Origin of the sequence: Micromonospora sp. NPDC049903 (assembly GCF_044460945.1) — a bacterium.
Taxonomy (GTDB): Bacteria; Actinomycetota; Actinomycetes; order Mycobacteriales; family Micromonosporaceae; genus Micromonospora.
Genome location: NZ_JBITKL010000005.1, coordinates 108,385 through 132,308 on the forward strand (window position 1 = coordinate 108,385; position 23,924 = coordinate 132,308).

22 protein-coding genes are annotated in these 23,924 nt (G+C 71.8%); 9 read left to right on the top strand and 13 right to left on the bottom strand.

The genetic code is table 11. The features are described 5' to 3' along the window. Positions 1 to 238: 238 nt before the first annotated feature. Positions 239 to 1,183: a diacylglycerol/lipid kinase family protein gene (locus tag ACIBO1_RS11845; RefSeq protein ID WP_396744415.1), complete on the bottom strand. Its 945-nt coding sequence runs from the start codon at positions 1,181 to 1,183 to the stop codon at positions 239 to 241. Between the two features lie 42 nt (positions 1,184 to 1,225). On the opposite strand from ACIBO1_RS11845, the gene ACIBO1_RS11850 reads away from it, so the two are divergent. Further along, positions 1,226 to 1,615: a hypothetical protein gene (locus tag ACIBO1_RS11850; protein WP_350692555.1), complete on the top strand. Its 390-nt coding sequence runs from the start codon at positions 1,226 to 1,228 to the stop codon at positions 1,613 to 1,615. Positions 1,616 to 1,622: 7 nt separating this feature from the next. Here the strand turns inward: ACIBO1_RS11850 and ACIBO1_RS11855 are convergent, their stop codons facing one another. Together ACIBO1_RS11855 and sodN are read right to left on the bottom strand one after the other, a co-directional pair. Continuing rightward, positions 1,623 to 2,030: an anti-sigma regulatory factor gene (locus tag ACIBO1_RS11855; protein ID WP_131055293.1), complete on the bottom strand. Its 408-nt coding sequence runs from the start codon at positions 2,028 to 2,030 to the stop codon at positions 1,623 to 1,625. Positions 2,031 to 2,216: 186 nt separating this feature from the next. Beyond that, positions 2,217 to 2,621, bottom strand: a complete 405-nt coding sequence (gene sodN / locus ACIBO1_RS11860) for a superoxide dismutase, Ni (RefSeq protein WP_131055291.1) — start codon at positions 2,619 to 2,621, stop codon at positions 2,217 to 2,219. 85 nt (positions 2,622 to 2,706) lie between these two features. On the opposite strand from sodN, the gene ACIBO1_RS11865 reads away from it, so the two are divergent. The 3 genes from ACIBO1_RS11865 to ACIBO1_RS11875 all read left to right on the top strand — a co-directional run bounded on the left by ACIBO1_RS11865 (position 2,707) and on the right by ACIBO1_RS11875 (position 5,398). Beyond that, the gene (locus ACIBO1_RS11865; protein WP_350692553.1) at positions 2,707 to 3,039 is read left to right on the top strand and encodes a S24/S26 family peptidase; all 333 of its coding nucleotides are present in this window, start codon (positions 2,707 to 2,709) and stop codon (positions 3,037 to 3,039) included. 141 nt (positions 3,040 to 3,180) lie between these two features. Next, on the top strand, positions 3,181 to 4,359 hold the full coding sequence (locus ACIBO1_RS11870) for an NADP-dependent malic enzyme (RefSeq protein WP_396744419.1): 1,179 nt from the start codon (positions 3,181 to 3,183) through the stop codon (positions 4,357 to 4,359). 76 nt (positions 4,360 to 4,435) lie between these two features. After that, positions 4,436 to 5,398 (top strand): zinc-binding dehydrogenase, encoded by a 963-nt coding sequence (locus ACIBO1_RS11875; protein ID WP_396744422.1) that lies wholly within the window; start codon positions 4,436 to 4,438, stop codon positions 5,396 to 5,398. A gap of 131 nt (positions 5,399 to 5,529) precedes the next feature. Here ACIBO1_RS11875 and ACIBO1_RS11880 read toward each other — a convergent pair whose 3' ends face one another. Both ACIBO1_RS11880 and ACIBO1_RS11885 read right to left on the bottom strand, forming a co-directional pair. Next, positions 5,530 to 6,516 carry an alpha/beta hydrolase family protein gene (locus ACIBO1_RS11880; protein ID WP_396744425.1) on the bottom strand — a complete coding sequence of 329 codons (987 nt, stop codon included), beginning with the start codon at positions 6,514 to 6,516 and terminating at the stop codon, positions 5,530 to 5,532. Positions 6,517 to 6,613: 97 nt separating this feature from the next. Next, a complete protein-coding gene (locus ACIBO1_RS11885) occupies positions 6,614 to 7,513 on the bottom strand; it encodes an alpha/beta hydrolase family protein (RefSeq protein ID WP_396744428.1) in 900 nt (299 codons plus the stop codon). A 118-nt stretch (positions 7,514 to 7,631) separates the two neighbouring features. Between ACIBO1_RS11885 and ACIBO1_RS11890 the strand changes: the two genes are divergently transcribed. After that, positions 7,632 to 7,799 carry a hypothetical protein gene (locus ACIBO1_RS11890; protein ID WP_162854353.1) on the top strand — a complete coding sequence of 56 codons (168 nt, stop codon included), beginning with the start codon at positions 7,632 to 7,634 and terminating at the stop codon, positions 7,797 to 7,799. A 26-nt stretch (positions 7,800 to 7,825) separates the two neighbouring features. On the opposite strand, the gene ACIBO1_RS11895 is transcribed toward ACIBO1_RS11890, so the two are convergent. Next, positions 7,826 to 8,947 (bottom strand): acetate/propionate family kinase, encoded by a 1,122-nt coding sequence (locus ACIBO1_RS11895; RefSeq protein ID WP_396744807.1) that lies wholly within the window; start codon positions 8,945 to 8,947, stop codon positions 7,826 to 7,828. Beyond that, the gene (gene pta / locus ACIBO1_RS11900) at positions 8,947 to 11,028 is read right to left on the bottom strand and encodes a phosphate acetyltransferase (protein ID WP_396744431.1); all 2,082 of its coding nucleotides are present in this window, start codon (positions 11,026 to 11,028) and stop codon (positions 8,947 to 8,949) included. Before pta ends, ACIBO1_RS11895 begins: the two co-directional genes overlap by 1 nt. Positions 11,029 to 11,158: 130 nt before the next feature. Here pta and ACIBO1_RS11905 point away from each other — a divergent pair, with 130 nt between their 5' ends. Further along, positions 11,159 to 11,692 (top strand): hypothetical protein, encoded by a 534-nt coding sequence (locus tag ACIBO1_RS11905; protein ID WP_396744433.1) that lies wholly within the window; start codon positions 11,159 to 11,161, stop codon positions 11,690 to 11,692. 140 nt (positions 11,693 to 11,832) lie between these two features. After that, positions 11,833 to 13,986 (top strand): bifunctional polysaccharide deacetylase/glycosyltransferase family 2 protein, encoded by a 2,154-nt coding sequence (locus ACIBO1_RS11910; protein ID WP_396744435.1) that lies wholly within the window; start codon positions 11,833 to 11,835, stop codon positions 13,984 to 13,986. Positions 13,987 to 14,091: 105 nt separating this feature from the next. On the opposite strand, the gene ACIBO1_RS11915 is transcribed toward ACIBO1_RS11910, so the two are convergent. The 6 genes from ACIBO1_RS11915 to ACIBO1_RS11940 all read right to left on the bottom strand — a co-directional run bounded on the left by ACIBO1_RS11915 (position 14,092) and on the right by ACIBO1_RS11940 (position 21,995). Further along, the gene (locus ACIBO1_RS11915; RefSeq protein WP_396744438.1) at positions 14,092 to 15,117 is read right to left on the bottom strand and encodes a glycoside hydrolase family 6 protein; all 1,026 of its coding nucleotides are present in this window, start codon (positions 15,115 to 15,117) and stop codon (positions 14,092 to 14,094) included. Between the two features lie 121 nt (positions 15,118 to 15,238). After that, a complete protein-coding gene (locus tag ACIBO1_RS11920; RefSeq protein ID WP_117226038.1) occupies positions 15,239 to 15,418 on the bottom strand; it encodes a DUF6104 family protein in 180 nt (59 codons plus the stop codon). Between the two features lie 76 nt (positions 15,419 to 15,494). Beyond that, positions 15,495 to 19,226 (bottom strand): multifunctional oxoglutarate decarboxylase/oxoglutarate dehydrogenase thiamine pyrophosphate-binding subunit/dihydrolipoyllysine-residue succinyltransferase subunit, encoded by a 3,732-nt coding sequence (locus tag ACIBO1_RS11925; RefSeq protein ID WP_396744442.1) that lies wholly within the window; start codon positions 19,224 to 19,226, stop codon positions 15,495 to 15,497. A gap of 228 nt (positions 19,227 to 19,454) precedes the next feature. Next, entirely contained in the window at positions 19,455 to 20,270 is an 816-nt protein-coding gene (locus ACIBO1_RS11930) for an ABC transporter permease (protein WP_396744445.1), read from the bottom strand. Next, positions 20,267 to 21,202, bottom strand: a complete 936-nt coding sequence (locus ACIBO1_RS11935) for an ABC transporter ATP-binding protein (protein WP_396744448.1) — start codon at positions 21,200 to 21,202, stop codon at positions 20,267 to 20,269. The genes ACIBO1_RS11930 and ACIBO1_RS11935 overlap by 4 nt, the downstream gene beginning before the upstream one ends. 145 nt (positions 21,203 to 21,347) lie before the next feature. Beyond that, positions 21,348 to 21,995 (bottom strand): hypothetical protein, encoded by a 648-nt coding sequence (locus ACIBO1_RS11940; RefSeq protein WP_396744451.1) that lies wholly within the window; start codon positions 21,993 to 21,995, stop codon positions 21,348 to 21,350. A gap of 172 nt (positions 21,996 to 22,167) precedes the next feature. Here ACIBO1_RS11940 and ACIBO1_RS11945 point away from each other — a divergent pair, with 172 nt between their 5' ends. Both ACIBO1_RS11945 and ACIBO1_RS11950 read left to right on the top strand, forming a co-directional pair. Then, positions 22,168 to 22,932, top strand: a complete 765-nt coding sequence (locus tag ACIBO1_RS11945) for a GNAT family N-acetyltransferase (RefSeq protein WP_396744454.1) — start codon at positions 22,168 to 22,170, stop codon at positions 22,930 to 22,932. Beyond that, positions 22,929 to 23,876 (top strand): lysophospholipid acyltransferase family protein, encoded by a 948-nt coding sequence (locus ACIBO1_RS11950; protein WP_396744457.1) that lies wholly within the window; start codon positions 22,929 to 22,931, stop codon positions 23,874 to 23,876. The genes ACIBO1_RS11945 and ACIBO1_RS11950 overlap by 4 nt, the downstream gene beginning before the upstream one ends. Positions 23,877 to 23,924: the final 48 nt, after the last annotated feature.

Here is a 23,924-nt window from a genome sequence, read left to right on the forward strand (position 1 = left end):
TACTTTCACGAACTCTGGCGATGTCAAGGGTGGCGCTCGGAAAAACTCCGGGCGGTGAGCAAGCCCACAACCCATTTGTCCGGGTTCCAGAGGGTGCTGGTTACCCGACGTACCACAGTCGAGGATCAATATAGTACAGTCCCGCGCACATTGCCGACATTTCCGGCACGAGTCCCGGGTGTCGCAGCCGTCGCGTGTCGGGGGCGCGTCGACTTCTCCGCCCGGGGGTGCCGGAGGCCTAACAGATTACTCTGAGTGCGGCCGGAACGGAGGCGAATCCAACTTTTTCTCGCTCGCCAAGGTAGTCGCCGTCGAGCTGAAACGCCTGCGGACGGCTCGCTACCAGCGTGAACTCGGCAACATCGTGCCGACGAAGAACTTGGCGACCCTGTGGATCCGGCGTGGCGGACAGGAATTGCCTCACTGTCCGTGTCGTGCTGGCGACGCCTAGCTGGCGAAGGGCCATCACGTCGAGGCCCAGATCGAAGGACGCCTCCGGGTTCGGGTTGGCCTCCCGGTCGCCGACGAACGTCCACGGGGCGGTGTTCTGGACGATCACCGTCGCCAGATCGCCCTCCGTGGTCTCGCCCGGCTGCTCCAGCCGGATCGCCGGGTTGCGCCGCTCGGCACCGAGCAGGAACTGCGCGGTGAAGGCGCGGAAGTAGAGCCCCGGCGAGGAGACCCGACCCCGCCGACGGGCCTCCTCGACCCGATGGATGACCGCCGCGTCGAGCCCGAAGCCGGCGCAGAAGGTGAAGTAGCGGTCGTCGGCCCGGCCGAGGCCGATCGTCCGGTGCCGGCTCAGCCGCAGCCCCTCCAGGAGCATGCTGGCCGCCTCGGGCCACTCCTTCGGCAGGCCCAGCGCCCGCGCGAAGACGTTCGTCGAGCCGCCCGGCACGGTGGCCAGCGCGGGCAACCGCTCGGCGGTCGGTGCCGCACCGCCGGCGCTGGTCGCCGTCATCAGGCCGTTGACCACCTCGTTGACCGTGCCGTCACCACCGAGGGTGACCACCACGTCGACGCCCTCCACCGCGGCCTCCCGGGCCAGCGCGGTGGCGTGACCGCGGCGCCGGGTGTAGCGCACGGAGAGGTCCACCTCGCTGCGCAGCGCGCGGACGAGCACATCCCGCGCACGCTCGCTGGTGGTGGTGGCCTTCGGATTGACCAGCAGGACGGCCCGCATGGGCGGCACTGTACCCCGACCCGCCACGGGTATCGTGACCGCGTGGCAATCGACTCCGACCCGACTCCGGTGACCCTCCGGTGGGCGGTCTTCCTGCTGCGGGGTCAGGCGGTCGCCGTCGGGCTGATCGCGGCCTGGTTGGTCGTCGCCGACTTCACCGCCACCACCACCGATCTGGTGTCGGCACTGCTGGTGACGGCGTTCGCCATCGGCGCGGCGATCGCGCTCTGGGCGCTGGGCAGCGCGCTGCTGCGCCGCCGGGCCGGTGCCCGGGCACCGGCCATCGTGCTGCAACTCATGCTGCTGCCGATCGGCTGGTTCATGATCCAGGGTGGGCTGGGCTGGCTCGGCGTACCGCTGATCGCGCTCGGCCTCGGCGTCACCTGGCTGCTGGTGAGCCCGCCCACCACCCGGGCCCTCGGCTTCGAGTGAGCTCCGCTCACCAGCCGGAGGCGCGGCGGGTGAGCAGCGAGATGGTGGCCCGGCCGTCGGCGGCCCCCGCCGAGGCCGAGGTGGTCAGCGCGGTGAGCACCTTCCAGGCGAACGACGACTCCGCCGGGAGCCGCGCGCCGGGCACCGTCGGCACCGTCACCTCGACGGTCAGCGCGTCCTCGGTGACCGCGAAGCGGCAGTCCAACTCCGCGCCCCGGGGCGCGATGGCGAGCAGCATGGCGCACGCCTCGTCGACGGCGATGCGTAGGTCCTCGATCTCGTCGAGGGCGAACTGGAGACGCGCCGCGAGACCGGCGGTGGCGGTGCGCAGCACGCTCAGGTAGCCGCCGTCGGCGGGCACGGTGAGGTGCACCACGTCGTCGTCGGTGGTCGGTTGTCCGGTCAGTTGAGTCACGACTCATCCCCCCGGTCGGGGACTCTACCCGCTCAGGCGGCGGGGCGGCGGAGGGCCGTCAGCGCGGCGGACGGCGAGCCGGGCGGCCCGGTACGGACCGGGCTGCCCGGCCGGAAACGCGTCGGCGACCGACCCGCCCCGAAGGGGGCAGGGCCGGCCGCCGACGACAGGCGTGGACGGGCCACGTCACGCCTGCTTGGTCTCCCAGAAGATCTTCGAGATCTCGTCGATCTTCTGCAGCAGCTCGTCGGCCTTGGACGGGTCGGTGGCGCCCTTGGCGCCCGCCGCGCCGGCCAGCTTGGTGGCCTCGTTGAACAACTGGTGCAGGTGCGGGTACTTCTCGAAGTGCGGCGGCTTGAAGTAGTCGGTCCACAGCACCCACAGGTGGTGCTTGACCAGCTCGGCCCGCTGCTCCTTGATCAGGATGGCGCGGGTGCGGAACTCGGGGTCGGTGTTGGCCTGGTACTTCTCGCAGATCATTTTCACCGACTCGGCCTCGATCCGAGCCTGCGCGGGGTCGTAGACGCCGCAGGGCAGGTCGCAGTGCGCGCTCGCGGTCACCCGGGGCGCAAGGATGCGTGGAAGTCGCATCGGGATCCTCCATGGGAAGTTTGCGATGATCCATGACGACATTACTCCTGGACGTGGTCCCCGAGGCCGCAGGAGGTGAAACCACATGCCGGTGCCACATCTCCGGCGACCACTCTCGGCCGTACTCGTGACCGGTCCGTCGATGGCGCCGACCCTGCGGCACGGCGACGCGGTGCTGGTCCGGCCGGGTGGCCGTGCCACCCGACCCGGCGACGTGGTGGTCGCGGTCTTCCGCAGCCGTCCCGATCTGCTCGTGGTCAAACGCGCCGTCCGACCCGCCGACGGCGGTTGGTGGTTGTACGGTGACAACGAGTTGGTCACCGACGACTCCCGGGCGTACGGGGTGGCCGACGTCCTCGGTCGGGTGGTGCTCCGCTACTGGCCCCGCCCCGGCCGATTGCCGCCGCAGCCGTTATGACCCTGCTCACCTCTGGCTCCCCGTGGCGTGACTATGCTCGGAAAGTGCCTGGGTGACCCCCGCACTTCGTGCCGCCGCTCGCTTGCCTCACCGTGCGCCCCGACCGGCCGGCCCAGCTGCTGAAACGACACTGGAGTCACCATGCCTTCGTCCACCGTGGACCCCGCTGATCCCGTCTTCCAACTGCACCGGGGCGGCAAGATGGCCGTCCTCTCGACGGTCCCGCTGACCAGCCGCGAAGACCTCTCCCTCGCGTACACGCCGGGTGTGGCCCGGGTGTGCGAGGCGATCGCCGCCGACCCGTCGCTGACCTACGAGTACACCTGGGCGTCGAACACCGTCGCGGTCGTCACCGACGGTTCGGCCGTACTCGGACTGGGCAACATCGGCCCGCGCGCCGCGCTGCCGGTGATGGAGGGCAAGGCCGTGCTGTTCAAGCAGTTCGGCGGCGTCGACGCGGTGCCGGTCTGCCTGGACACGCAGGACGTCGACGAGATCGTGGCGACGGTCAAGGCGCTCGCGCCGTCGTTCGGTGGGATCAACCTGGAGGACATCAGCGCGCCGCGCTGCTTCGAGGTGGAACGCCGCCTCGACGAGGCGCTGGACATCCCGGTCTTCCACGACGACCAGCACGGCACCGCGATCGTGGTGCTGGCCGCGCTGCGCAACGCCGCGACCCTGCTCAACCGTAAGCTCGGCGACCTGCGGGTGGCGGTCAGTGGTGCGGGTGCGGCCGGCGTGGCGGTGACCAAGATGCTGGTGGCCGGGGGAGTGGACCCGCAGCGGGTGGTGGTCTGCGACTCCCGGGGCATCGTCTCCCGTCAGCGCGACGGCCTCACCGGCACCAAGGCCGAGCTCGCCGAGCTGACCAACGCCGACGGCCGGCAGGGCGACATCACCGAGGCGTTGCGCGACGCCGACGTGCTGATCGGCGTCTCCGGCGGGCAGATCCCGGAGGCGGCGGTGGCCGGGATGGCGTCCGGCGGGATCGTGTTCGCGTTGGCCAACCCCACCCCCGAGGTGCACCCGGACGTCGCCGCACGGCACGTCGCGGTGGTCGCCACCGGCCGCAGCGACTACCCCAACCAGATCAACAACGTGCTGGCCTTCCCGGGTGTGTTCCGGGGCGCGCTCCAGGCCCGGGCCACCCGGGTCACCGAGTCGATGAAGGTGGCCGCCGCCGACGCCATCGCCGCCGTGGTGGCCGAGGCGCTCACGCCGGACGCGATCGTGCCCTCACCGCTCGATCCCCGGGTCGCTCCGGCGGTGGCCGAAGCCGTCGCCGAAGCCGCCCGCCGCGACGGCGTCGCCCGCGCCTGACGTGAAAGGAAGGGTCCCCTCCTAACGCCTCGTGTCTAGGAAGGGACCCTTCTTAACGGCCGCTCAGCTTGTTACGGTGCGGATCATGCGTGCCGCCTTCGCCTCCCGTTTCGACGACGCCGATCCGCTCGCCGCGCTCACCGTGGGTGAGCAGCCCGAGCCGAGCCTGCCCGACGACGACTGGGTGACCCTGCGCGTCACTGCCAGCTCGCTCAACCACCACGACATCTGGTCGCTGCGCGGGGTCGGGCTGCGCGCCGAGCAGTTGCCGATGATCCTGGGCTGCGACGCCGTCGGCGTCGACCCGGAGGGCAACGAGGTGGTCGTCTATCCGGTGGTGCCCACTCCGGGTGACCCGCGCGGGATGTCCATCCTCTCCGAGCACTTCCCCGGCACGCTGGCCGAGCGGGTGGCCGTACCCCGGTGGAATCTGCTTCCGCTGCCGGCGGGCCTGTCGGCGACGAACGCGGCGTGCCTGCCGACCGCCTGGCTGACCGCGTGGCGGATGCTGACCACCAAGGGCCGCATCGACGAGGCCGATGCGGTGTTGGTCCAGGGCGCCGGAGGCGGCGTGGCCACCGCCGCCGTGGTGCTGGCCACCGCGATGGGCAAGCGGGTGTACGCGACCAGTCGCGACGCCGCGAAGCGGGAGCGGGTCGCCGGACTGGGTGCGACCGCCCTGGAGACGGGTGCCCGGCTGCCCGAGCGGGTCGACGTGGTGATCGAGACGGTCGGCGCGGCCACCTTCGACCACTCCCTGAAGTCGGCCGCGCCGGGCGCGCGGATCGTGGTCTCCGGGGCGACCGCCGGGCACGAGCCGGCGGTCAACCTGCGCCGGGTCTTCGCGATGCAGTTGGAGATCCTGGGCACCTCGATGGGTACCCCGGCCGACCTGGCCGACCTGCTGGCGTTCTGCGCCGAGCGGAAGGTGCGTCCGGTGGTGGACAGCGTGGTGCCGTTCAGTCGGGTCGAGGAGGCGTTCGCCCGCCTGCACTCCGGTGACGCCTTCGGCAAGGTCGTCATCGACCACACGAGCTGACACACGGCGGTTGGTGCGTGCGGCGGTCGAGGCGCACGGCGGTCGGGGCGTACGGCGTTAGGAGGGGTCCCCTGCTATACGCGAGGCGTTAGCAGGGGACCCCTCCTAACACCCGACCCCGACCCTGGGTGCTACAGGTTGTTGTCGAGGGTGGCGATGTCGTCGCGGGCGGCGGCGGTGGGGATGCGCTCCTTGGCCTCGGCGTCGCCGTAGAGCGTCCAGCGCAGAAACTCGGCGGTGGTGTTCGCCACCACGCCCAGCGACGTGTCGTCTCTCAGCAGCTTCCGGCCGTGGTCGCCCTCGGGCAGGCTGAGCATCGCCTTCGGCCAGGGCACCAGGTCGTAGACCGCCTTGCCGGCGGTGTACTGCACCACCTCGTCGGCCTCGCCGTGCACGAAGAGTTGCGGCGCGGCGGCACCGGCGAACGCGGTGCCCACGCCGAGCGCGGTGCCGGCGAAGACGATCCCGGCGGCCAGCCGCTCGTCCCGGCCGGCGGTGAACAGCCCGATGGTGGTCACCCCGCCCGCCGAGTGCCCGGCGGCGGCCACCCGGTCGGTGGCGAGCCGGCCCCGCAGCACGTCGCCGTCGCGGGCGTCGAGCGCGAGCACCTCGGTCAGCGCGTACGAGACGTCGGCGGGCTGGTTGAGCACGTCGAGCACGTTGTTCTCGCCACCCGCCTTCGAGGTGTTCGGGAACGTCGGCGCGGCCACCACGAAACCGGCGGCCGCCCACCGGGTGAGCAGCGCCTGGTAGTCGGCGGGTCGACCGCCGAGGCCGTGACTGAACATGACCACCGGGAACCGCCCCTCGGCGGCGTCCGCCGACGACTGCGGCTTCCCGCCGGACCGACCGGCCGCCGGGTACCAGACGGTCACCGGCAGTGGCCGGTTTCCGTCGCGGTTGAGCTTGAGCTGTCGTACGCCGACGGCGAAGGTCTGCTCCGGCGCGCTGCCGGCGGGGATGTCCGGCGCCGACGTGGTCGCGGCCGGTGCGGAGGCGGTCGCCGAGGGGGCGGGCGCCTCGGCCCGCTCGTCCGGTTCGCGGTCGGCGGAGCAGCCGACCAGCATGCCGGCGGTGAGCGTGCTGGCGAGCAGGAGAGAGAGGGCGCGGCGCGACATGACTCCGATTCTGCCTCGCCCGCCGACCGGCCCGTCCGGCGCTCCACGTCCTGCGTCCACGCCCTCACCCGGCGTGCAGGTGGTGCCGTCGGGCAGGTCAGGCTGCCGGACGGGTCTCGAAACTGGTGACGCCGGCCAGCAGCGCCCGGCCGGGCACCCGCCGTCCGGCCTCGGCGTCGCCGTAGAGCGTCAGGCGCAGGAAGTCTGTGGTGGCGCCGAGGACCTGGGCGAAACCGGGCCGGCCGGGGACGAGGTACTCGCCGTGGCCCTGCCCGAGCAGGCTGAGGAAGGAGGCCGGCCCGGGGGTACGGCCGTACGCGGCCCGGCCGACACTGAGCGGCACCACCGCGTCGGCGGTGCCGTGCACGAAGAGGATCGGGGCGCTCGGGCCGGCGAAACTGCCCGCCATCCCGCCTCCGGCGATCACGATGCCGGCCCGCAGCCGGGACGGGTGCCCGGCGGTGAACATACCGGCCGTGGTGAAGCCGCCCGCCGAGTGTCCGGCCGCCGCCACCCGCTGCACGTCGAGGTGACCGGCGAGCGGGTCGCCGGAGCGGCCGTCGAGCCGGACCAGGTGCCGGATCACCCGCCACCCGTCGGCCGGCTGGTGACGGACGTCGGCCCGGGAGAACCGCTTCGCGCCGCGCCGGGTGTGCGGGTACGTGGGCGCGGCCACCACGAATCCGGCGGCGGCCCATCGGGCGGTCAGTCCGGAGTGCAACTCGGGCAGGCTGGCCAGACCGTGGCTGTAGATCACCACCGGGAACCGCCCCTCGGCGACCCGGCTGCCCTGCGTCGGATACCAGAGTGTGACCGGCAGTGGACGTTCCGAGGCCGGGTCGACGGTGAGGGTGCGCACACCCACCGCGTACGGCACCTCCGGCGCCTGCCGGCCGCGCAGTGCCTGGCCGGGCTGCTCGCCACTCGTCGCGCAACCGGCCGACAACGCCATCAGCAGCGCCGACACCAGTGCGGTGAACCCCCGTGCGATTCCCACGACATCACGGTAGGACCCCGGGTCACCCGTCCGGGTCCGGTTGACCGGTGCCGTACGCCACCCGTTCGGACGGCGCGCACGGACCGTCCGACTGGACCGCTTTCGCTAAGGTCACGGCATGACTGAGAACTACACCGATCCGAGCGGCAACACCGAGGCGTTCCGCGCCTTCGCCGGCACCCCGGACGCCCCCGCTGAGACGGCCTCCCGCAACGGCCTGATCATCGGTGCCGCCGTGGTCGCCGTGGTGCTGGTCGCGCTCGCGAGCTGGCTCGCCTTCGCCTGATCGGTTCGCCTCCGGCCGCCGACCGATCAGCCGGTGGCCGCCACCACCGCGCGTGCCGCCCGGGCGATCTCGCGTTCCTCGTCCGTGCCGACCACGCAGATCGCGACCTCCGCGCCGTCCGGTGAGATGAACCGGTCACCGCTGCCCGTGTTGCGCTCGGGGTCGACGGTGATGCCGAGCCGTTCCAGCCCGGCCAGTGCCGCCGCGCGTACCGGTGCCGCGTGCTCGCCGACCCCGGCGGTGAAGGTGACCGCGTCGACCCGGCCGAGCAACGCGTAGTACGCCCCCACGTAGCCGGTGATCCGCCGGCAGTAGACGTCGAAGGCGAGCGTCGCCGCCTCGTCCCCGGCCGCCCGCCGGGACAGCACCTCCCGCATGTCGTTGACGCCGGAGAGCCCGAGCAGCCCGCTGCGGTGGTTGAGCAGGTCGTCGATTTCGTCCACGCCCAGTCCGCCCTCGCGGCGCAGGTGGAACACCACGGTCGGGTCCAGGTCACCGCTGCGGGTGCCCATCACCAGCCCCTCCAGCGGGGACATCCCCATCGAGGTGGCCACGCTGCGTCCCTGCGCGACCGCGCACGCGCTGGCGCCGTTGCCCAGGTGCAGGGTGATCGTGTTGACCTCCGCGTACGGGCGGCCCAGCAACTCGGCGGTGCGCCGGGAGACGTACGAGTGCGAGGTGCCGTGGAAGCCGTACCGCCGGACGCCGTACCGCTGCGCGACGTCCCGGTCGATCGCGTACGTGGCGGCGGAGTCGGGCAGCGTGTGGTGGAACGCGGTGTCGAAGACGGCGACCTGCGGCACCTCGGGCAGGACAGCATGCGCCTCGGCGATGCCGGCGAGGTTGGCGGGGTTGTGCAGCGGTGCCAGCGGCACCAGGTCGGTGATGGCGGCCAGCACCGCGTCGTCCACCAGCGTCGGCGCGGTGAACCGCCGGCCGCCGTGCACCACCCGGTGCCCGACCGCGGTGAGCCCGGTCAGGTCCAGCCCGGCCAGGATCCGCCGGACCGCCCCGGCATGGTCGGGCGCGTCGCCACCGGCCTCACCGATCCGCTCGACGGTGCCCTTGTCGAGTACCCGGTCACCGTCGTACAGCCGGTACTTGACCGAGGACGACCCGCAGTTGAGCACCAGCACCTTGTCGGTCATCATGCGTCTCCGGGAGCGTCGGTGAGGGCGGCGGCCTGGATGGCGGTGATCGCCACGGTGTTGACGATGTCCGGCACGGTGGCCCCTCGGGAGAGGTCGTTGACCGGCCGGCGCAGGCCCTGCATCACCGGCCCGACGGCCACCGCCCCGGCCGAGCGCTGCACCGCCTTGTACGTGTTGTTGCCCGTGTTCAGGTCCGGGAAGATGAAGACCGTCGCGCGGCCGGCGACCGTACTGTCGGGCAGCTTCGTCGCCGCCACCGCCGGGTCGATCGCCGCGTCGTACTGGATCGGACCCTCCACGGCCAGGTCGGGCCGACGCTCACGGACCAGCGCGGTGGCCGCCGCGACCTTCTCCACGTCGGCACCGGCGCCGGAACTGCCGGTCGAGTACGACAGCATCGCCACCCGGGGCTCGATGCCGAACCGGGCCGCGGTGTCGGCCGAGGAGATCGCGATGTCGGCGAGCTGGGCGGCGTCCGGGTCGCGGTTGACCGCGCAGTCGCCGTACACCAGTACCCGGTCGGCGAGCAGCATGAAGAAGACGCTGGAGGCGACGGAGACGTCCGGCAGGTTCTTGACGATCTCGAAGGCGGGGCGGATGGTGGCGGCGGTGGTGTGGGTGGCGCCGGAGACCATGCCGTCGGCGTGACCGGCCCACACCATCATGGTGCCGAAGTAGTTCGGCTGGGCCACCACGTCGTACGCCAGCTCGACGGTGACGCCCCGGTGGGCGCGCAGCTTCGCGTACGCCTCGGCGAACTCGTCCCGCCACTGGCTGGTCGCCGGGTCGACGATCGTGGCCCCGGTGATGTCGACGCCCAGTTCCCGGGTCCGCCGGGCCACGTCGTCGGGGCGACCGAGCAGGGTGAGGTCGGCCACGCCCCGGTGCAGCAGGATCTCGGTGGCCCGCAGGATCCGTTCGTCGGTGCCCTCGGGCAGCACCAGGTGGCGGCGCTGGGCGCGGGCCCGGTCGATCAGGTCGTACTCGAACATCAGCGGGGTGACCCGCTGTGAGCGGGTGACCGCGAGTCGGCGGGCCAGCTCGTCGGTGTCCACGTTGGCCTCGAAGGCACCGAGTGCGGCCTCCACCTTCCGGGTGTTGGCCGCGCTGGGCCGTCCCTCGATCCGGCTGGACGCGGCGACCGTGTCGTAGCTGTCGCTGGTGACACTGAGCACCGCCAGGCCGGTGTTCAGCCCGTCGAAGAGGCGCAGGGCGCGCGGGTCGGGTTGTTCGCCGAGGGTGAGCACCAGCCCGGAGATCGAGACCTGGCCGGAGACGTGCGCGGCACCGGCGGCCACCAGCAGGTCGTCCCGGTCGCCGGGGGTGATCACCAGGCAGCCGTCGGTCAGGTGTTCCACGAGCGTCGGTACGTGGGCCGCGCCGACCACGTAGTCGAGCACGTCGCGACCGAGCGCCGCCTCGTCGCCGGTGAGCAGTGTCGCGCCGAGTGCGGCGGCCACCTCGGCCACCGTCGGCGCCGACACGGTCGGCACCTCGGGGATGGCGTACGCCGGCACCGGCAGGTCGGGCAGGTCCATCGGCGCGGGCACCCGGTTGGCGATGACCGCGAGCACCGTCGCGCCGAGGTCCACCAGGTCGTGGTACGCGCCCCGGGCCGCCGCCGCGATCGCCTCCGGTGACTGGCCCTGCCCGTCCACGACCGGCACCACCACGCTGCCGAACTCGGTCGCCAGCCGAGCGTTGAAGGCGAGTTCCCGTGGCGTGGTCCCGTCGCCGGAGTCGGCGAAGTCGCTACCCACCACTACGACGGCCGGGCACTGTCGCTCGACCGCTCGGTAGCGCTGCACCACCCTGGAGATCAATTCTTCCCGCCGTCCGTCTGATACCAGCGCCGTGGCCTCGGCATATGTGGCTCCGGCCAGGTCGGACGGGTTAACCTGCACGCGATAGCGCTCGCTGAGCAGGGCGAGGATGTGGTCGGGCCTGGTCGACGGCACCAGCGGCCGGAACACGCCGATCCGTTCGACCTGCCGGGAGAGCAGCTCGGCGAGACCCAACGCGATGGCGGATTTGCCGCCGCCGGATCCCACGCTGGTGAGGTAGACGCTGCGAGCCATGCGGCCCAACCTACTCGGTCCGGTTGGTTGTCCTCAGACAACCATCTAGGGTTGGTTGCGCCTGTTTTCGCATGTCAGATGGGACACTTGGGCGAGAAAGCGAGAGCTTTTCACGTTTAGACTCGCCCAGGTGGAGGGACCAACACAGATCATTCCTGTCGCCCCGGAACCATCCCCCGTCTTCGTCGATCCAAGTGGCCGTCGCCGCCGATGGTTACGGCGGACCGCGTACGCCCTCGGCCTGGCCGGGGTGGCGTACACCATGATGGTCGGCATCAGCTTCGCCGGCGGACCGGTCCGTCCCGACTCGATCATCCCGTTCGTCGAGCCCGCCGAGACCTGGGAAGCGCCGCCGGTCTCCCCGACGCCGTCGCCCAGCCGCTCGACCTCGCCGGCGCCGCCGCCGACCCAGGTCACGCCGCAGCGCCCGGTCCTCCCATCCTCCACGCCCGGCACCGGCACGACCTCGGCCAGTCCCACCCCCAGCCCCTCCCGGACGGCGCCGACCAGCGCCCGCCCCAGCGGGACGCCGACGCCCAGCCCGTCCCGGAGCACCCCGCCCCGCAGCACACCGCCGCCCAGCACGCCGCCGCCGAGCAGCCCGACACCCACGACAACGCCGTCGCCGGAACCGAACGACACGAATGAGGCGACCGCTCCCTGATGAGCCACCCGTACCCGCCCCGCCGGCCGGCACACGCGTCCCCTTCCCCCACACCCGAACGACCCCGACAGCACGCCCGGCCGGGTCCGACCGCCCGCGCCCGACGGTTCATCCCCCGTCCGAGCTGGACCGTGTACGCCATGGTCTTCGTGCTGCTCGGCGGCATCCTCTTCGTCCAGGCGTACGCCAACGGCTCGTTCATCCCGGACTACCGGGCGGAGAACACCTTCGGCAGCGGCCAGGACGACGTCCCCGACGAGATCCTCGAAGGCGGGCCGATCGTCAACACCACCGCCGACCGGCCACAGTCGTACCGGCTGCCGGCGCGGACCATCGCGTTGACCTTCGACGACGGCCCCGACCCGGTCTGGACCCCGGCCGTGCTGGAGGTGCTGGAGAAGCACCAGGTCCCGGGCACCTTCTTCGTCCTCGGCAATCAGGTGGTCCGCAGCCCCGACCTGGTCCGTGAGCTGGCCGAGAAGGGGCACGAACTGGGCGTGCACACCTTCACCCACCCGCACCTCACCCAGATCCCGGGATGGCAGCGGCGGATGGAGTACACCCAGACCCAGCTCGTCATCGCCGGGGCCACCGGCCAGAGGTCCAACCTGCTGCGGTTCCCGTACTCGTCGCGGGCGGACGCCTTCGTCGACCAGGACTGGCCGCTGCTGCAACAGGCCGGTGAACTCGGCTACCTGAGCGTGGTCAACGACCTGGACAGCCGGGACTGGGAACGGCAGGGCGTGGAGGGGATGATCGAGCGGACCGTACCGGAGGGCTACTCCGGTGCGGTCACGCTCTGGCACGACTCCGGCGGCGACCGCTCGCAGACCGTCGAGGCGCTGGACCGGTACATCCCGATGATGAAGGACCGGGGATACACCTTCACCACCATCAGTGAGGGGTTGAACCGGGCGCTGGCCGAGGCCGGTGCCACCGGCACCACGGCCGGGCCGACCGAGGCGACGTTCACCGAGCGCTGGCGCGGGCAGATGCTGATCATGGCGGTGCGCGCCGCCGACGGCACCTTCGTCCTCTTCGGCGTGCTCTTCGTGCTGGTCGGGACGCTCACCATCGGGCGGACCGTGCTGCTGTTCGTGCTGGCGCGGCGGCACGCCCGCAAACGACGCCGGAAGGGCTTCGCCTGGGGACCGCCGATCACCGAACCGGTGTCGGTGATCGTGCCCGCGTACAACGAGAAGGAGGGCATCGCCGAGGCGGTCCGCTCGCTCGCCACCGGCGACCATCCCGGCGGCATCGAGGTGGTGGTGGTCGACGACGGGTCGACCGACGGCACCGCCGACATCGCCGCGGGGCTCGGCCTGCCGAACGTACGGGTGGTCCGCAAGCCCAACGGCGGGAAGCCGAGCGCGCTGAACACCGGCGTCGCCCTGGCCCGACACGACCTGATCGTGATGGTCGACGGGGACACCGTCTTCGAGCCCGACGCGGTCCGTCGCCTGGTCCAGCCGTTCGGCGACCCGCAGGTGGGTGCGGTGGCCGGCAACGTCAAGGTCGGCAACCGGCGCAGCATGATCGCCAAGTGGCAGCACATCGAGTACGTGATCGGCTTCAACCTCGACCGCCGGCTCTACGAGACGCTGCGCTGCATGCCGACCATCCCCGGCGCGATCGGCGCGTTCCGCCGCGAGGCGCTGGAGTACGCCGGTGGGATGACCGACGAGACGCTGGCCGAGGACACCGACATCACCATGGCCCTGGGCCGCGCCGGCTGGAAGGTGGTGTACGAGGAGAGCGCCCGCGCCTGGACCGAGGCGCCGGCCAGCTTCGGGCAGTTGTGGAAGCAGCGCTACCGGTGGAGCTACGGCACCATGCAGGCGATGTGGAAGCACCGCCGCTCGGTGCTCGACAAGGGCGCGTCCGGCCGGTTCAGCCGCCGCTGCCTGGCCTTCCTGACGCTGTTCGGGGTGCTGCTCCCGTTGACCGCCCCGGTGATCGACCTGCTCGCGATCTACGGCCTGATCTTCCTGAACCGCACCGAGACGGCGCTGGCCTGGGCCGCCATGCTGGGGTTGCAGTTCCTGACCGCGATCGTGGCGTTCCGCCTCGACAAGGAGAAGCTCGGCGTCCTCTGGGTGCTGCCGTTGCAGCAGTTCGTCTATCGCCAACTGATGTATCTGGTGCTGCTCCAGTCGGTGGTCACCGCGTTGACCGGCGGCCGGCTGGGCTGGCAGAAGCTCAAGCGGACCGGACTGGCACCGGGCGGCCCGGCGGGTCCGCCACCGCCGGTGCCCGTGCCGACCGCCGCCACCGCCCAGCGGGTACGCCCCTGATCTGTGGCCCGCCGCCGCCCGCCCGGCCCGGTGGACGTTCCTGACCTGCGCCCTGCCGCTGCCCACCAGGCCCGGCGTGCGGGGGAGCGGGCGGCGGCGGGTGGCTCAGTCGGCGCGTCGGGCCAGGCCGAGGGCGTACTCGGGCCACCAGACGCCGCTCTCCGGCTCGCCCGGGCGGCAGGCGCCGTCTGACTCGCCCGGGTACTTGACCCAGAGCAGGGCGTCGACCCGGTCAAGGCCGGTGTCGGTGGTGGGGTCCGCGCCGAGCGCGCGGCCCGGCGGATTGCACCAGCTCGGCGCGGACCGGACGGTCTCGCCCGGGTACGCGCCCCGGCCGTTGCGGCTGGTGTCGATGACGAACGTGGTGGTACCGCCGAGGGCGTCGGAGATCTCGTGGCCGTAGGTCACGTTCTGCGGCGTGCCGACGAAGTTGGCCACGTTGAGCGCGAAGCCGTCGGCCTCGGTGACACCGGCACGGCGCAGCGCTGCCGCCAGCCGTGCGCCGTCGGTGATCCAGCCGGGGTGCCCGGCGTCCAGATAGATCCGGGCGCTGCCGGTGCTGCCCAGCACCGTCACCGCGTCCCGCAGCAGGTCCAGCCGCTCGTCGACGTCGTCGACGCAGCGGTCCACGGCGTCCGGCACCGCGCCCGGTTCCACCACGATCGTGACCGGCCGTCCCTGCACGCCGGCGGCCACCCGCCGGATCCAGTCCTGGTACGCCCCGGCCGACTCGGCACCGCCCTGACCCTGCCGCCCGCAGTCGCGCTGCGGGAGGTTGTGGGTGACCAGCACCGGCGTCTGGCCGGAGCGGCTGGCACCGGCGAGGAACTCCGACACCTCCGCGGTGACCGTGGCGGAGTCGCCGACCAGCCACCGGGCGGTCGGGCGGGTGCTGATCCGGCGCAGCGTGGCGGCGTCCTCGTCCCGGCCCTCCTGCGCCCACTCGGTGACCTGCCAGGACGCCGCACCACGCGGGTCGACGTAGAAGACCGGCGGCAGCGGCGGTGACGAGCGGTCGGCGCTGACGGTCTCCGTCGGCGGACGCTCGGGTGCCTCGTCCCCGCACCCGGTCAGCAGGACGGTCAGCGCGATCCCCACCACCAGGGCAGGGCGGCGGGAGCTGCGAAGCATGGCCGCCACCATACCCGCCGTCCCGGCCGGTCCGGACCTGGCCTACCAGGGCTTTCGTCGGCGCGGATGCCCGCTTCCCGGGCGCTCCGGCCGCGTGGCGGGTCGGTGGCCCGTCCGGCGACTACTCGTCGTCGGGGTCGTCGAGCCGGGCGAGCCAGGTGGCGAAGCGCTCGATCGGGGTCTCGAACTCGGGGTTGAGGTCGACGAAGTCCCGCAGCCGCTCGCCGAGCCACTCCAGGGTGACGTCCTCGTCACCCCGGCGCTGGACCAACTCCTCGATGCCACGGTCGGTGAAGTACATCAGGTCTCCTCGGACATGCTCACCGGGGCGGGCCACCGTCTCCGATGGCCCGCCCCGGTGTTCGCGGTCGGTGCGGTCAGGGGCGGGGCAGCGCCGCCTCGATGAGCGCGTTCTGCTCCACCTCGTGCATCTTCGCCGAGCCGACGGCCGGGGCGGCGGCGGCCGGGCGGGAGATGCGACGCAGGCGGACCCCGTCGAGGTGCTCCAGCAGGTTGAGCGCGACGAACGACCAGGAGCCCTGGTTGGCCGGCTCCTCCTGCACCCAGGCGAAGTCCTCCGCGTTCGGGTACTGGGCGAGCGCGGCGCGGATCTCCTCCACCGGCATCGGGTAGAGCTGCTCCAGCCGGATCAGCGCGGTGTCGGTGACGCCGCGCTCCTGCCGGGCCTGGAACAGGTCGTAGTAGACCTTGCCCGAGCAGAGCAGCACCCGCTTGACCTGGTCGGCGGCGGGTGCGGCCTGGTCGCCCAGGACCGGCGAGAAGGTGCCGGAGGTGAAGTCCTCGACCGAGGAGACACAGAGCTTGTGCCGCAGCAGGGACTTCGGCGTGAACACCACGAGCGGCTTGCGCTTCGGCGAGAGCGCCTGGCGACGCAGCAGGTGGAAGTAGTTCGCCGGGGTGGTCGGGATGGCCACCCGCATGTTGTCCTCGGCGCAGAGCTGGAGGAAGCGCTCGGGACGGCCGGAGGTGTGGTCCGGGCCCTGTCCCTCGTGGCCGTGCGGCAGCAGCAGGGTGACCGCGGAGCGCTGGCCCCACTTCACCTCGCCGGACGAGATGAACTCGTCGATCACCGACTGGGCGCCGTTGACGAAGTCGCCGAACTGGGCCTCCCAGCAGACCAGCGCGTTCAGGTTCTCCACCGAGTAGCCGTACTCGAAGCCCATCGCGGCGTACTCGGAGAGCAGCGAGTCGTGCACGAAGAGGCGGGACCGCTCGCCGTCGCCGGTCAGCGACTTCAACGGGAGGTAGTCGTCGCCGGTCTCGGCGTCGACGATCGACGCGTGCCGCTGCACGAAGGTGCCGCGTCGGGAGTCCTGTCCGGCGAGCCGGACGGTGACCCCGTCGTGCAGCAGGGCCCCGAAGGCGATGATCTCGCCGAAGCCCCAGTCGATGTTGCCCTCGACGGACATCCGCGACCGCCGGTCGAGCAACTGCTGGATCCGCTTGTGCGGGGTGAAGCCGTCCGGCAGGTTGACGTGCGCCTCACCGATGGCCTTGACCACCGACGCGTCGGTCGCGGTCTCCACCTCCGGCTCCGGCTCGTCCTGCCGGGCCGGGCGGCTGACCTGACGTGGGGTGCTGGCCGCGTCGCGGGTGGCCTTGAAGACCCGCTCCAGCTGCGCCTGGTAGTCGCGCAGCAGCTCCTCGGCGTCCTCCACGGTGATGTCACCCCGCCCGATCAGCTCCTCGGTGTAGAGCTTGCGGACCGAGCGCTTCGAGTCGATGATCTTGTACATCTGGGGGTTGGACATCGAGGGGTCGTCGCCCTCGTTGTGCCCGCGCCGCCGGTAGCAGACCAGGTCGATCACGACGTCCTTGTTGAACGTCTGCCGGTATTCGAAGGCCAGCCGGGCGACCCGGACCACGGCCTCGGGGTCGTCACCGTTGACGTGGAAGATCGGTGCCTGGATCATCCGGGCCACGTCGGTGCTGTAGAGGCTGGACCGGGAGTACTCCGGGGCGGTGGTGAAGCCGACCTGGTTGTTGACCACCACGTGCACCGTCCCGCCGGTGCGGTAGCCGCGCAGCTGGGAGAGGTTGAGCGTCTCGGCCACCACACCCTGACCGGCGAAGGCGGCGTCGCCGTGCACCGCCAGCGGCAGCACGGTGTAGCCCTCCAGCTTGAGGTCGATGCGGTCCTGCTTGGCGCGGACGATGCCCTCCAGCACCGGGTCGACCGCCTCCAGGTGCGACGGGTTCGCCACCACCGAGACCTTGACCGAGTGGTCGCCGTCAGGGGTGGTGAACTTGCCGTTCTGGCCCAGGTGGTATTTCACGTCACCGGAACCCTGGGTGGAGCGCGGGTCGAGGTGCCCCTCGAACTCCGAGAAGATCTTCTCGTACGGCTTGCCGACGATGTTGGCCAGCACGTTGAGGCGGCCCCGGTGGGCCATGCCGATCACAACCTCGTCCAGGTCGTTCTCGGCGGACGCCTCCAGCACCTCGCCGAGCAGCGGGATCAGCGACTCGCCGCCCTCCAGCGAGAAGCGCTTCTGACCGACGTACTTGGTCTGGAGGAACGTCTCGAACGCCTCGGCGGCGTTGAGCCGGTTCAGCACGTGCTTCTGCTCGTCGGCCGGAGGCTTCTCGTACTTGCGCTCGACCCGCTCCTGGATCCAGCGGCGCTCGGCCGGGTCCTGGATGTGCATGTACTCGATGCCGACCCGGCGGCAGTACGAGTCGCGCAGCACCCCGAGGATCTCCCGCAGCCGCATCCGCTGCCGACCGTTGAAGCCGTTGACCGGGAAGGTGCGGTCCAGGTCCCACAGGGTCAGCCCGTGCTGGAGGACGTCCAGGTCGGGGTGCTTGCGGATCTTGAACTCCAGCGGGTCGGTGTCGGCCATCAGGTGGCCCCGGACCCGGTAGGAGTGGATCAGCTCGTGCACCCGCGCGGTCTTGTTGATCTGCCCCTCGCTGTCGACCGCGACGTCGCGCATCCAGCGCACCGGCTCGTACGGGATGCGCAGCGAGGTGAAGATCTGGTCGTAGTAGCCGTGCTCGCCGAGCAGCAGCTCGTGCATGACCTTGAGGAACTCGCCGGACTGCGCGCCCTGGATGATCCGGTGGTCGTAGGTGCTGGTCAGCGTGATGACCTTGCTGACCGCCAGCTCGGCCAGGGTGGCCTCGCTCATGCCCTGGTACGGCGCCGGGTACTCCATCGCGCCGACGCCGATGATCGCGCTCTGGCCCTGCATCAGACGCGGCATCGAGTGCACGGTGCCGATGCCGCCGGGGTTGGTCAGCGAGATGGTGGTGCCGGAGTAGTCGTCCATGGTCAGCTCGTTGCGGCGGGCACGCCGGACGACGTCCTCGTACGCCTGCCAGAACTGCCGGAAGTCCATCTTCTCGCAGCCCTTGATGGACGGCACGACCAGGGTCCGGCTGCCGTCGGGCTTGGCCAGGTCGATGGCGATGCCCAGGTTGACGTGCTCGGGGCGGACCATCGCCGGCTTGCCGTCGACCTCGGCGAAGGAGTTGTTCATCTCCGGGTGCGCGACCATCGCCCGGACCAGCGCGTAGCCGACCAGGTGGGTGAAGCTGACCTTGCCACCACGCCCCCGGGCGAGGTGGTTGTTGATCACGATGCGGTTGTCCACCAGCAGCTTGGCCGGGACCGCGCGCACGCTGGTCGCGGTCGGCACGGCCAGCGAGGCGTCCATGTTCTGCACGATCCGGGCGGCGACGCCGCGCAGCGGCGTGGTCTGCGGCCCGGTGGCGGTCGGGGCGGACTTCGGCGGGGCGGACTTCGTCGCGGTCGCCTTGGTCGGTTCGGACTTGGCGGCCGGCTTGGCCTTCGCCGGAGCCGTGGACTTGGCCGGAGCCGGCTCGGCCTTGGTCGCGGGGGCGGCCTTGGCGCTCGGCTCGGCCTTGGCCGGGGTCTTCGGGGCGGATTCGGTGGTGGCCTGGCCGTCACCGTCGGCGGAGCGGGCCTTGCCCGCACCGGGCCGGTAGTCGGCGAAGAAGTCGTGCCAGGCCGGGTCGACGCTGCTGGGATCGGCGAGGTAGCGCTGGTACATCTCCTCGACGATCCACTCGTTCGGGCCGAAACCCGCCAGTGGGTTCTCCTGCGAAGTCTGCTGGGTCGACACGGCCGGTAATCGCCTCTTTCACGCGGGTTTGGTGTGTCACGCGGTGTCCGTCCGCGCCAGGACGAGCGCACACAGGACGGATCCAAGGCTACGCCGTACTGATCGCCGAGGCATTTCCACCTCCGTCCCGTGGTCCGATTCACAGAAGATGCCAGAAGTTCCGTAAGCCCAGCGTGTCGCCCTGCTAGCTGCTATGACACGGGCCCGGTCGCTGCGGTGCCTGCGAGATCAGGAGATGTCGCGACGCCGAGTAATCAGGATGCCGACCACGCAGCTCGCCACGGCGTAGCCGATCAGCACCACCGCGCCGACCCACCAGGAGGGCAGCATCTCGTTCTCACCTGGGGTGATCATGATTTGGGAGGCCGCCGCTGGCCAGATCACCTGCCACTTGATCACGGCCATGCTGTCCAGCAGGTTCGACAGCAGGAGGAACAGCAGACCGACAACTTGTGTACCAATTAGGTAAAGCACCGAGGCGGTGATCACCGCGCCGAGCTGGTTGGTGATCAGAGTGCCGATGCCCACGCCCAGCACGGTCCAGATGGCGTACGCCATCAGGTTGAGCAGCAGGGCCCGCTGGACCTCCCACTCGCCGAGCATCGTGCCGTGGTCGTTGAGCGTCAGGAACGCGGCTCCGGCCACGAGGTCGATCACGGTGGTCACCAGCCAGAACGCGAAGCCCAACAGGCTGGCCGCGATGAGCTTGCTGACGATCACCGCGGTCCGCCGCGGGGTGGCCAGGAAGGTGGTGGTCGCGGTCTGGTGGAAGAACTCGTTGGTGACCATCAGGATGCCGATCAGCATCACGAACATCAGGCCGAGGTACTGACCCGAGGTGTAGATGTTCGCCGCCTGGGCCGGCGCGGAGGCGGCGTCGCCGGTGTAACCGAACTCCTCCCCGCCACCGCTGAGCGTCTCGTTGGCCAGCCAGGCGTTGAACGGGAAGGCCATGGCGATCGACAGGAACGCCGCCAGGGCCAGCCACCACCAGGTGCTGGTGGTGCGGATCTTGAGCAGTTCGGCGCGGACCAGGTTGCTCATCGGATGCCCGCCTTTCCGGCCGTCAGCTCCAGGAACACGCGTTCCAGGTCGGGGCGTTCGGTGCTCAGCTCGTGCAGCTCGACCCCGGCGGTCAGCGCCGCCCGGCCCACCGTCGGGGCGTCCACCCCGCCGATCAGCAGCACGCCCTGCTCGTCGGTCTGCACGGTGGCCGGTCCACCGGCCAGCGCCGCGGTCAGCGCGTCCGCCTGCGGGGTGCGGACCCGGACCCGGGCCCCCTGTTCCATCGACCCGATCACCTGCTCGACCGGTCCCTGCCGGACGAGCTGTCCGGCCGCGATGATCACCACGTCGTCGGCGAGCAACTGCATCTCCGACAGCAGGTGACTGGAGACCAGCACGGTGCGGCCCTCGGCGGCCAGGCCCTTGAGGAACCCGCGCATCCAGCGGATGCCCTCCGGGTCCAGACCGTTGGCCGGCTCGTCGAGGATGAGCACCCGGGGGTCGCCGACCATCGCCGCGGCGATGCCGAGGCGCTGCTTCATGCCCAGTGAGTAACCCTTGAACTTGCGCTTCGCCGCCGGGCTCAGGCCGACCATGGCGAGCGCCTCGTCGGCCCGCTGCCGGGGCAACCCGGCCGCCGCGCAGATCACTCGCAGGTGGTTGATTCCGGTACGCCCCTTGTGCGCGCTGGACGCCTCCAGTACCGCGCCGACGTGCCGCAGCGGGTCGACCAGGTCCGGGTACCGGCGGCCACCGATGGTGGCGGTGCCGGCGCTCGGGGTGACCAGGTTCAGCAGCATCCGCAGCGTGGTGGTCTTGCCGGCGCCGTTCGGACCGAGGAAGCCGGTGACCCGGCCCGGCTCGACCGTGAACGACAGATTGTTGACCGCCAGCATGTTGCGGTACTGCTTGGTCAGACCGGAGACCACGATCTGCGCGTCGTTGGTGGGGCGTGACTGCCCGTCGGACATCATTCTCCTCCCGTGGCGCCGGGGTGCGCCGTTGCACAGCGTGACGGTAGTGGTCAAGCAAATCAATCGGGCGCGTTCCGGAGATCGTGATCCGTCCCAGGCATGAGCTGCCTCATCCCCAGGTACGACCCGATCGACGGTCGTCCTACACCGCGATCCAGGTGGCCCGGGCATGGGCCAGCAGATCACCGTCTGCGGTGTACAGGCCGGTGTGCACCAGCGCCTTGCGCCCTTCGGTGATGATCACCACACCGGTCACCACGCACTCGGTGCCCGGCTCGGGCACTGCCTCGACCCGCGCGGCGATCCGCCCGAGCAGATACGGCCGGTCCGCGCCGAGCACCGTCCAGCCGCCCGGGCAGTCCAGCGCGGCCCAGACCGTGGCCACGCCCACCTGCTCCGGCACCCGCCACGGCGCGGCCGTCCGGCCGCCCGGCAGCGGCCCGGGGAAGATCCGCAGGCCGTCGGCGCGCTCCGGGCCGCAGACGAAACAGCCGGGGAACGGGTGGTCGACCAGACCCGGGTACGCCGTCGAGGCCGACCGGGCGGCGGCCGGGTCCACCGCCGACGCCACGACGTCGAACGGCTCGGCGGGACGCAGCTGCGCGACCACCTCGCCGGCCGGGTCGTGCACCCGGCCCTCGGTCAACGTCAGCGTCGTGTCCAGCGGCGGTGGTCGACGCAGAGTCACCTCCACCGGACCGGACCCGCCGTACGCCGAGGCGAACACGCCGGCACTCCACCCGCCGTTGCCGGAGCCGGGCGGCCCGTTGTAGCGCGCCTCGATGATCATCGGACTCCTCCCGCCGCACCCGGCCCCGTCGCCGGGCACACACCCCGGCAGCCTCGCACGATTCCCGGGCCGGACCGGACGGCGGGCCGGTCACCGGTCGCCCACCGGCGTTCACCGGATCGACACCGGTCGCCACCGGAGCCGGCAACCCAGCGGGGGCTACACAGAGGGCATGGCTGTTCTGCCCGCCGCGGGCGTACCTCTGACGACCAGCGGCTACACCCTCTCGATCGCCGACGGACCCCGCCAGGTCGAGGCCGCGCAACGCCTGCGTCACGAGGTGTTCGCCGGTGAGCTGGGCGCGACCGTCGCGCCGGACGCGTCCGGCCTGGACACCGACGCCCTCGACCCGTACTGCGACCACCTGCTGGTGCGCCAGGAGCACACCGGGGCGGTGGTCGGCACGTACCGTCTCCTGCCGCCGGGCCGGACGGACCGTCGCTACGCGGCGGGGGAGTTCGACCTGGCCCCGCTCGACCCGCTGGACGGGCACCTGGTCGAGGCGGGTCGGTCCTGCGTACACCCGGACCACCGCACCGGCGCGGTGATCAACCTGATGTGGGCGGGCATCGCCCGCTACCTGCACCTGCGCGGCCTGCGCTGGCTCGGCGGCTGTGCCTCGGTGCCGGTGGCCGACGGTGGCCTGGCCGCCGCCGCGGTGTGGGCCCAGGTCCAGTCCCGCCACCTCGCGCCGCCGCCGCTGCGGGTCCGCCCGCTGCGGCCCTGGTTCGCCGAGCCGGGCGTGCCGCGCACGCCGGTGGAGGGCACGGCCGGGCTGATCCCGCCGCTGCTGCGCGGATACCTGCGGCTCGGCGCCTGGGTCTGCGGTGAGCCGGCGTACGACCCGGACTTCGGGGTGGCCGACTACTACGTGCTGCTCGACCTGAACCGGATGAACCCCCGCTACCTGCGGCACTTCCTCGGTGGTCGACCATGACCGTGCTCGCCCACCCGCTGTGGCGGCCCGGTTCCGCCTGCGGCCCGGACTGTCTGCCCCGCGCCGACGAGACTCCCACCGTCCCGGTGGCCCGACGGCTGCTCCGGGCCACCGCCCTGCTCGGCATGCTCGGGCTCGGCGTCGGGGTGGCCGTGCTGCTGCCGCTGCTGCCCGCCCGCGAGTGGTCGGCGCTGACCCCCGTCTGGGCACGGGCCACGGCCCGGGCCTGCGGGGTACGCCTGCAAGTGCGCGGGCGGTTGCCCCGGCGGCGGGTCCTGCTGGTCGCCAACCACGTCTCCTGGTGGGACGTCCCGGCGCTGCTGGCGGTCGCGCCGGCCCGGCTGGTGGCCAAGCGTGAGGTCGGCCGTTGGCCGCTGGTGGGCCTGCTGGCCCGCGCGGCGGGCACGGTCTTCGTGGACCGCACCCGCCCACGCCGCCTACCGGCCACCGTGGACCGGGTGGCGGCGACGCTGCGGGCGGGCCGCTCCGTCGCGGTCTTCCCGGAGGGCACCACCTGGTGCGGTACGGGTGTCGACTGCCGCCCCCGCACCGGCTTCCGGCCGGCGATGTTCCAGGCCGCCATCGATGCCGGGGCACCCGTGGTGCCTCTGCGGATCGGTTACCGGCTCGGTGCCACCGGTACGCCCACCACGGCACCGGCCTTCCTCGGCGAGGAGAGCCTGCTGCGGTCGATGTGCCGGGTGCTCGCCCTGCGGGAGCTGACCGTCACCGTGGAGATCGCCGCGCCGCTCTACCCGGCCCCGTCCGCCGACCGTCGGGCGCTCGCCCGGGTCGCCGAATCGGCGGTGCATCTCGTACCGTCGTCGGCGGCTGCGCCGCCCGCCGCGCCGGTGCCGGTGCGGCCGGTCCGAACACCACCGCGGCATGTGGTCGGGCCGCCGCCCACCGGTACGCCCGGACCCGAGTTGCCACTGGCCGCCTGAGCCGCCTGCTCACAGGGTTTTTTCAGTGACCGCCCAGCATGGGCGCAG

What these genes read in the sequence shown, in the direction of transcription:
- ACIBO1_RS11845 (WP_396744415.1), bottom strand. Translation starts at nt 1,183, where the DNA reads ATGCGGGCCGTCCTGCTGGTCAATCCGAAGGCCACCACCACCAGCGAG.
- sodN (WP_131055291.1), bottom strand. Translation starts at nt 2,621, where the DNA reads ATGCGACTTCCACGCATCCTTGCGCCCCGGGTGACCGCGAGCGCGCAC.
- ACIBO1_RS11865 (WP_350692553.1), top strand. Translation starts at nt 2,707, where the DNA reads ATGCCGGTGCCACATCTCCGGCGACCACTCTCGGCCGTACTCGTGACC.
- ACIBO1_RS11870 (WP_396744419.1), top strand. Translation starts at nt 3,181, where the DNA reads ATGCCTTCGTCCACCGTGGACCCCGCTGATCCCGTCTTCCAACTGCAC.
- ACIBO1_RS11880 (WP_396744425.1), bottom strand. Translation starts at nt 6,516, where the DNA reads ATGTCGCGCCGCGCCCTCTCTCTCCTGCTCGCCAGCACGCTCACCGCC.
- ACIBO1_RS11890 (WP_162854353.1), top strand. Translation starts at nt 7,632, where the DNA reads ATGACTGAGAACTACACCGATCCGAGCGGCAACACCGAGGCGTTCCGC.
- ACIBO1_RS11895 (WP_396744807.1), bottom strand. Translation starts at nt 8,947, where the DNA reads ATGACCGACAAGGTGCTGGTGCTCAACTGCGGGTCGTCCTCGGTCAAG.
- pta (WP_396744431.1), bottom strand. Translation starts at nt 11,028, where the DNA reads ATGGCTCGCAGCGTCTACCTCACCAGCGTGGGATCCGGCGGCGGCAAA.
- ACIBO1_RS11910 (WP_396744435.1), top strand. Translation starts at nt 11,833, where the DNA reads ATGGTCTTCGTGCTGCTCGGCGGCATCCTCTTCGTCCAGGCGTACGCC.
- ACIBO1_RS11915 (WP_396744438.1), bottom strand. Translation starts at nt 15,117, where the DNA reads ATGCTTCGCAGCTCCCGCCGCCCTGCCCTGGTGGTGGGGATCGCGCTG.
- ACIBO1_RS11920 (WP_117226038.1), bottom strand. Translation starts at nt 15,418, where the DNA reads ATGTACTTCACCGACCGTGGCATCGAGGAGTTGGTCCAGCGCCGGGGT.
- ACIBO1_RS11930 (WP_396744445.1), bottom strand. Translation starts at nt 20,270, where the DNA reads ATGAGCAACCTGGTCCGCGCCGAACTGCTCAAGATCCGCACCACCAGC.
- ACIBO1_RS11935 (WP_396744448.1), bottom strand. Translation starts at nt 21,202, where the DNA reads ATGTCCGACGGGCAGTCACGCCCCACCAACGACGCGCAGATCGTGGTC.
- ACIBO1_RS11940 (WP_396744451.1), bottom strand. Translation starts at nt 21,995, where the DNA reads ATGATCATCGAGGCGCGCTACAACGGGCCGCCCGGCTCCGGCAACGGC.
- ACIBO1_RS11945 (WP_396744454.1), top strand. Translation starts at nt 22,168, where the DNA reads ATGGCTGTTCTGCCCGCCGCGGGCGTACCTCTGACGACCAGCGGCTAC.
- ACIBO1_RS11950 (WP_396744457.1), top strand. Translation starts at nt 22,929, where the DNA reads ATGACCGTGCTCGCCCACCCGCTGTGGCGGCCCGGTTCCGCCTGCGGC.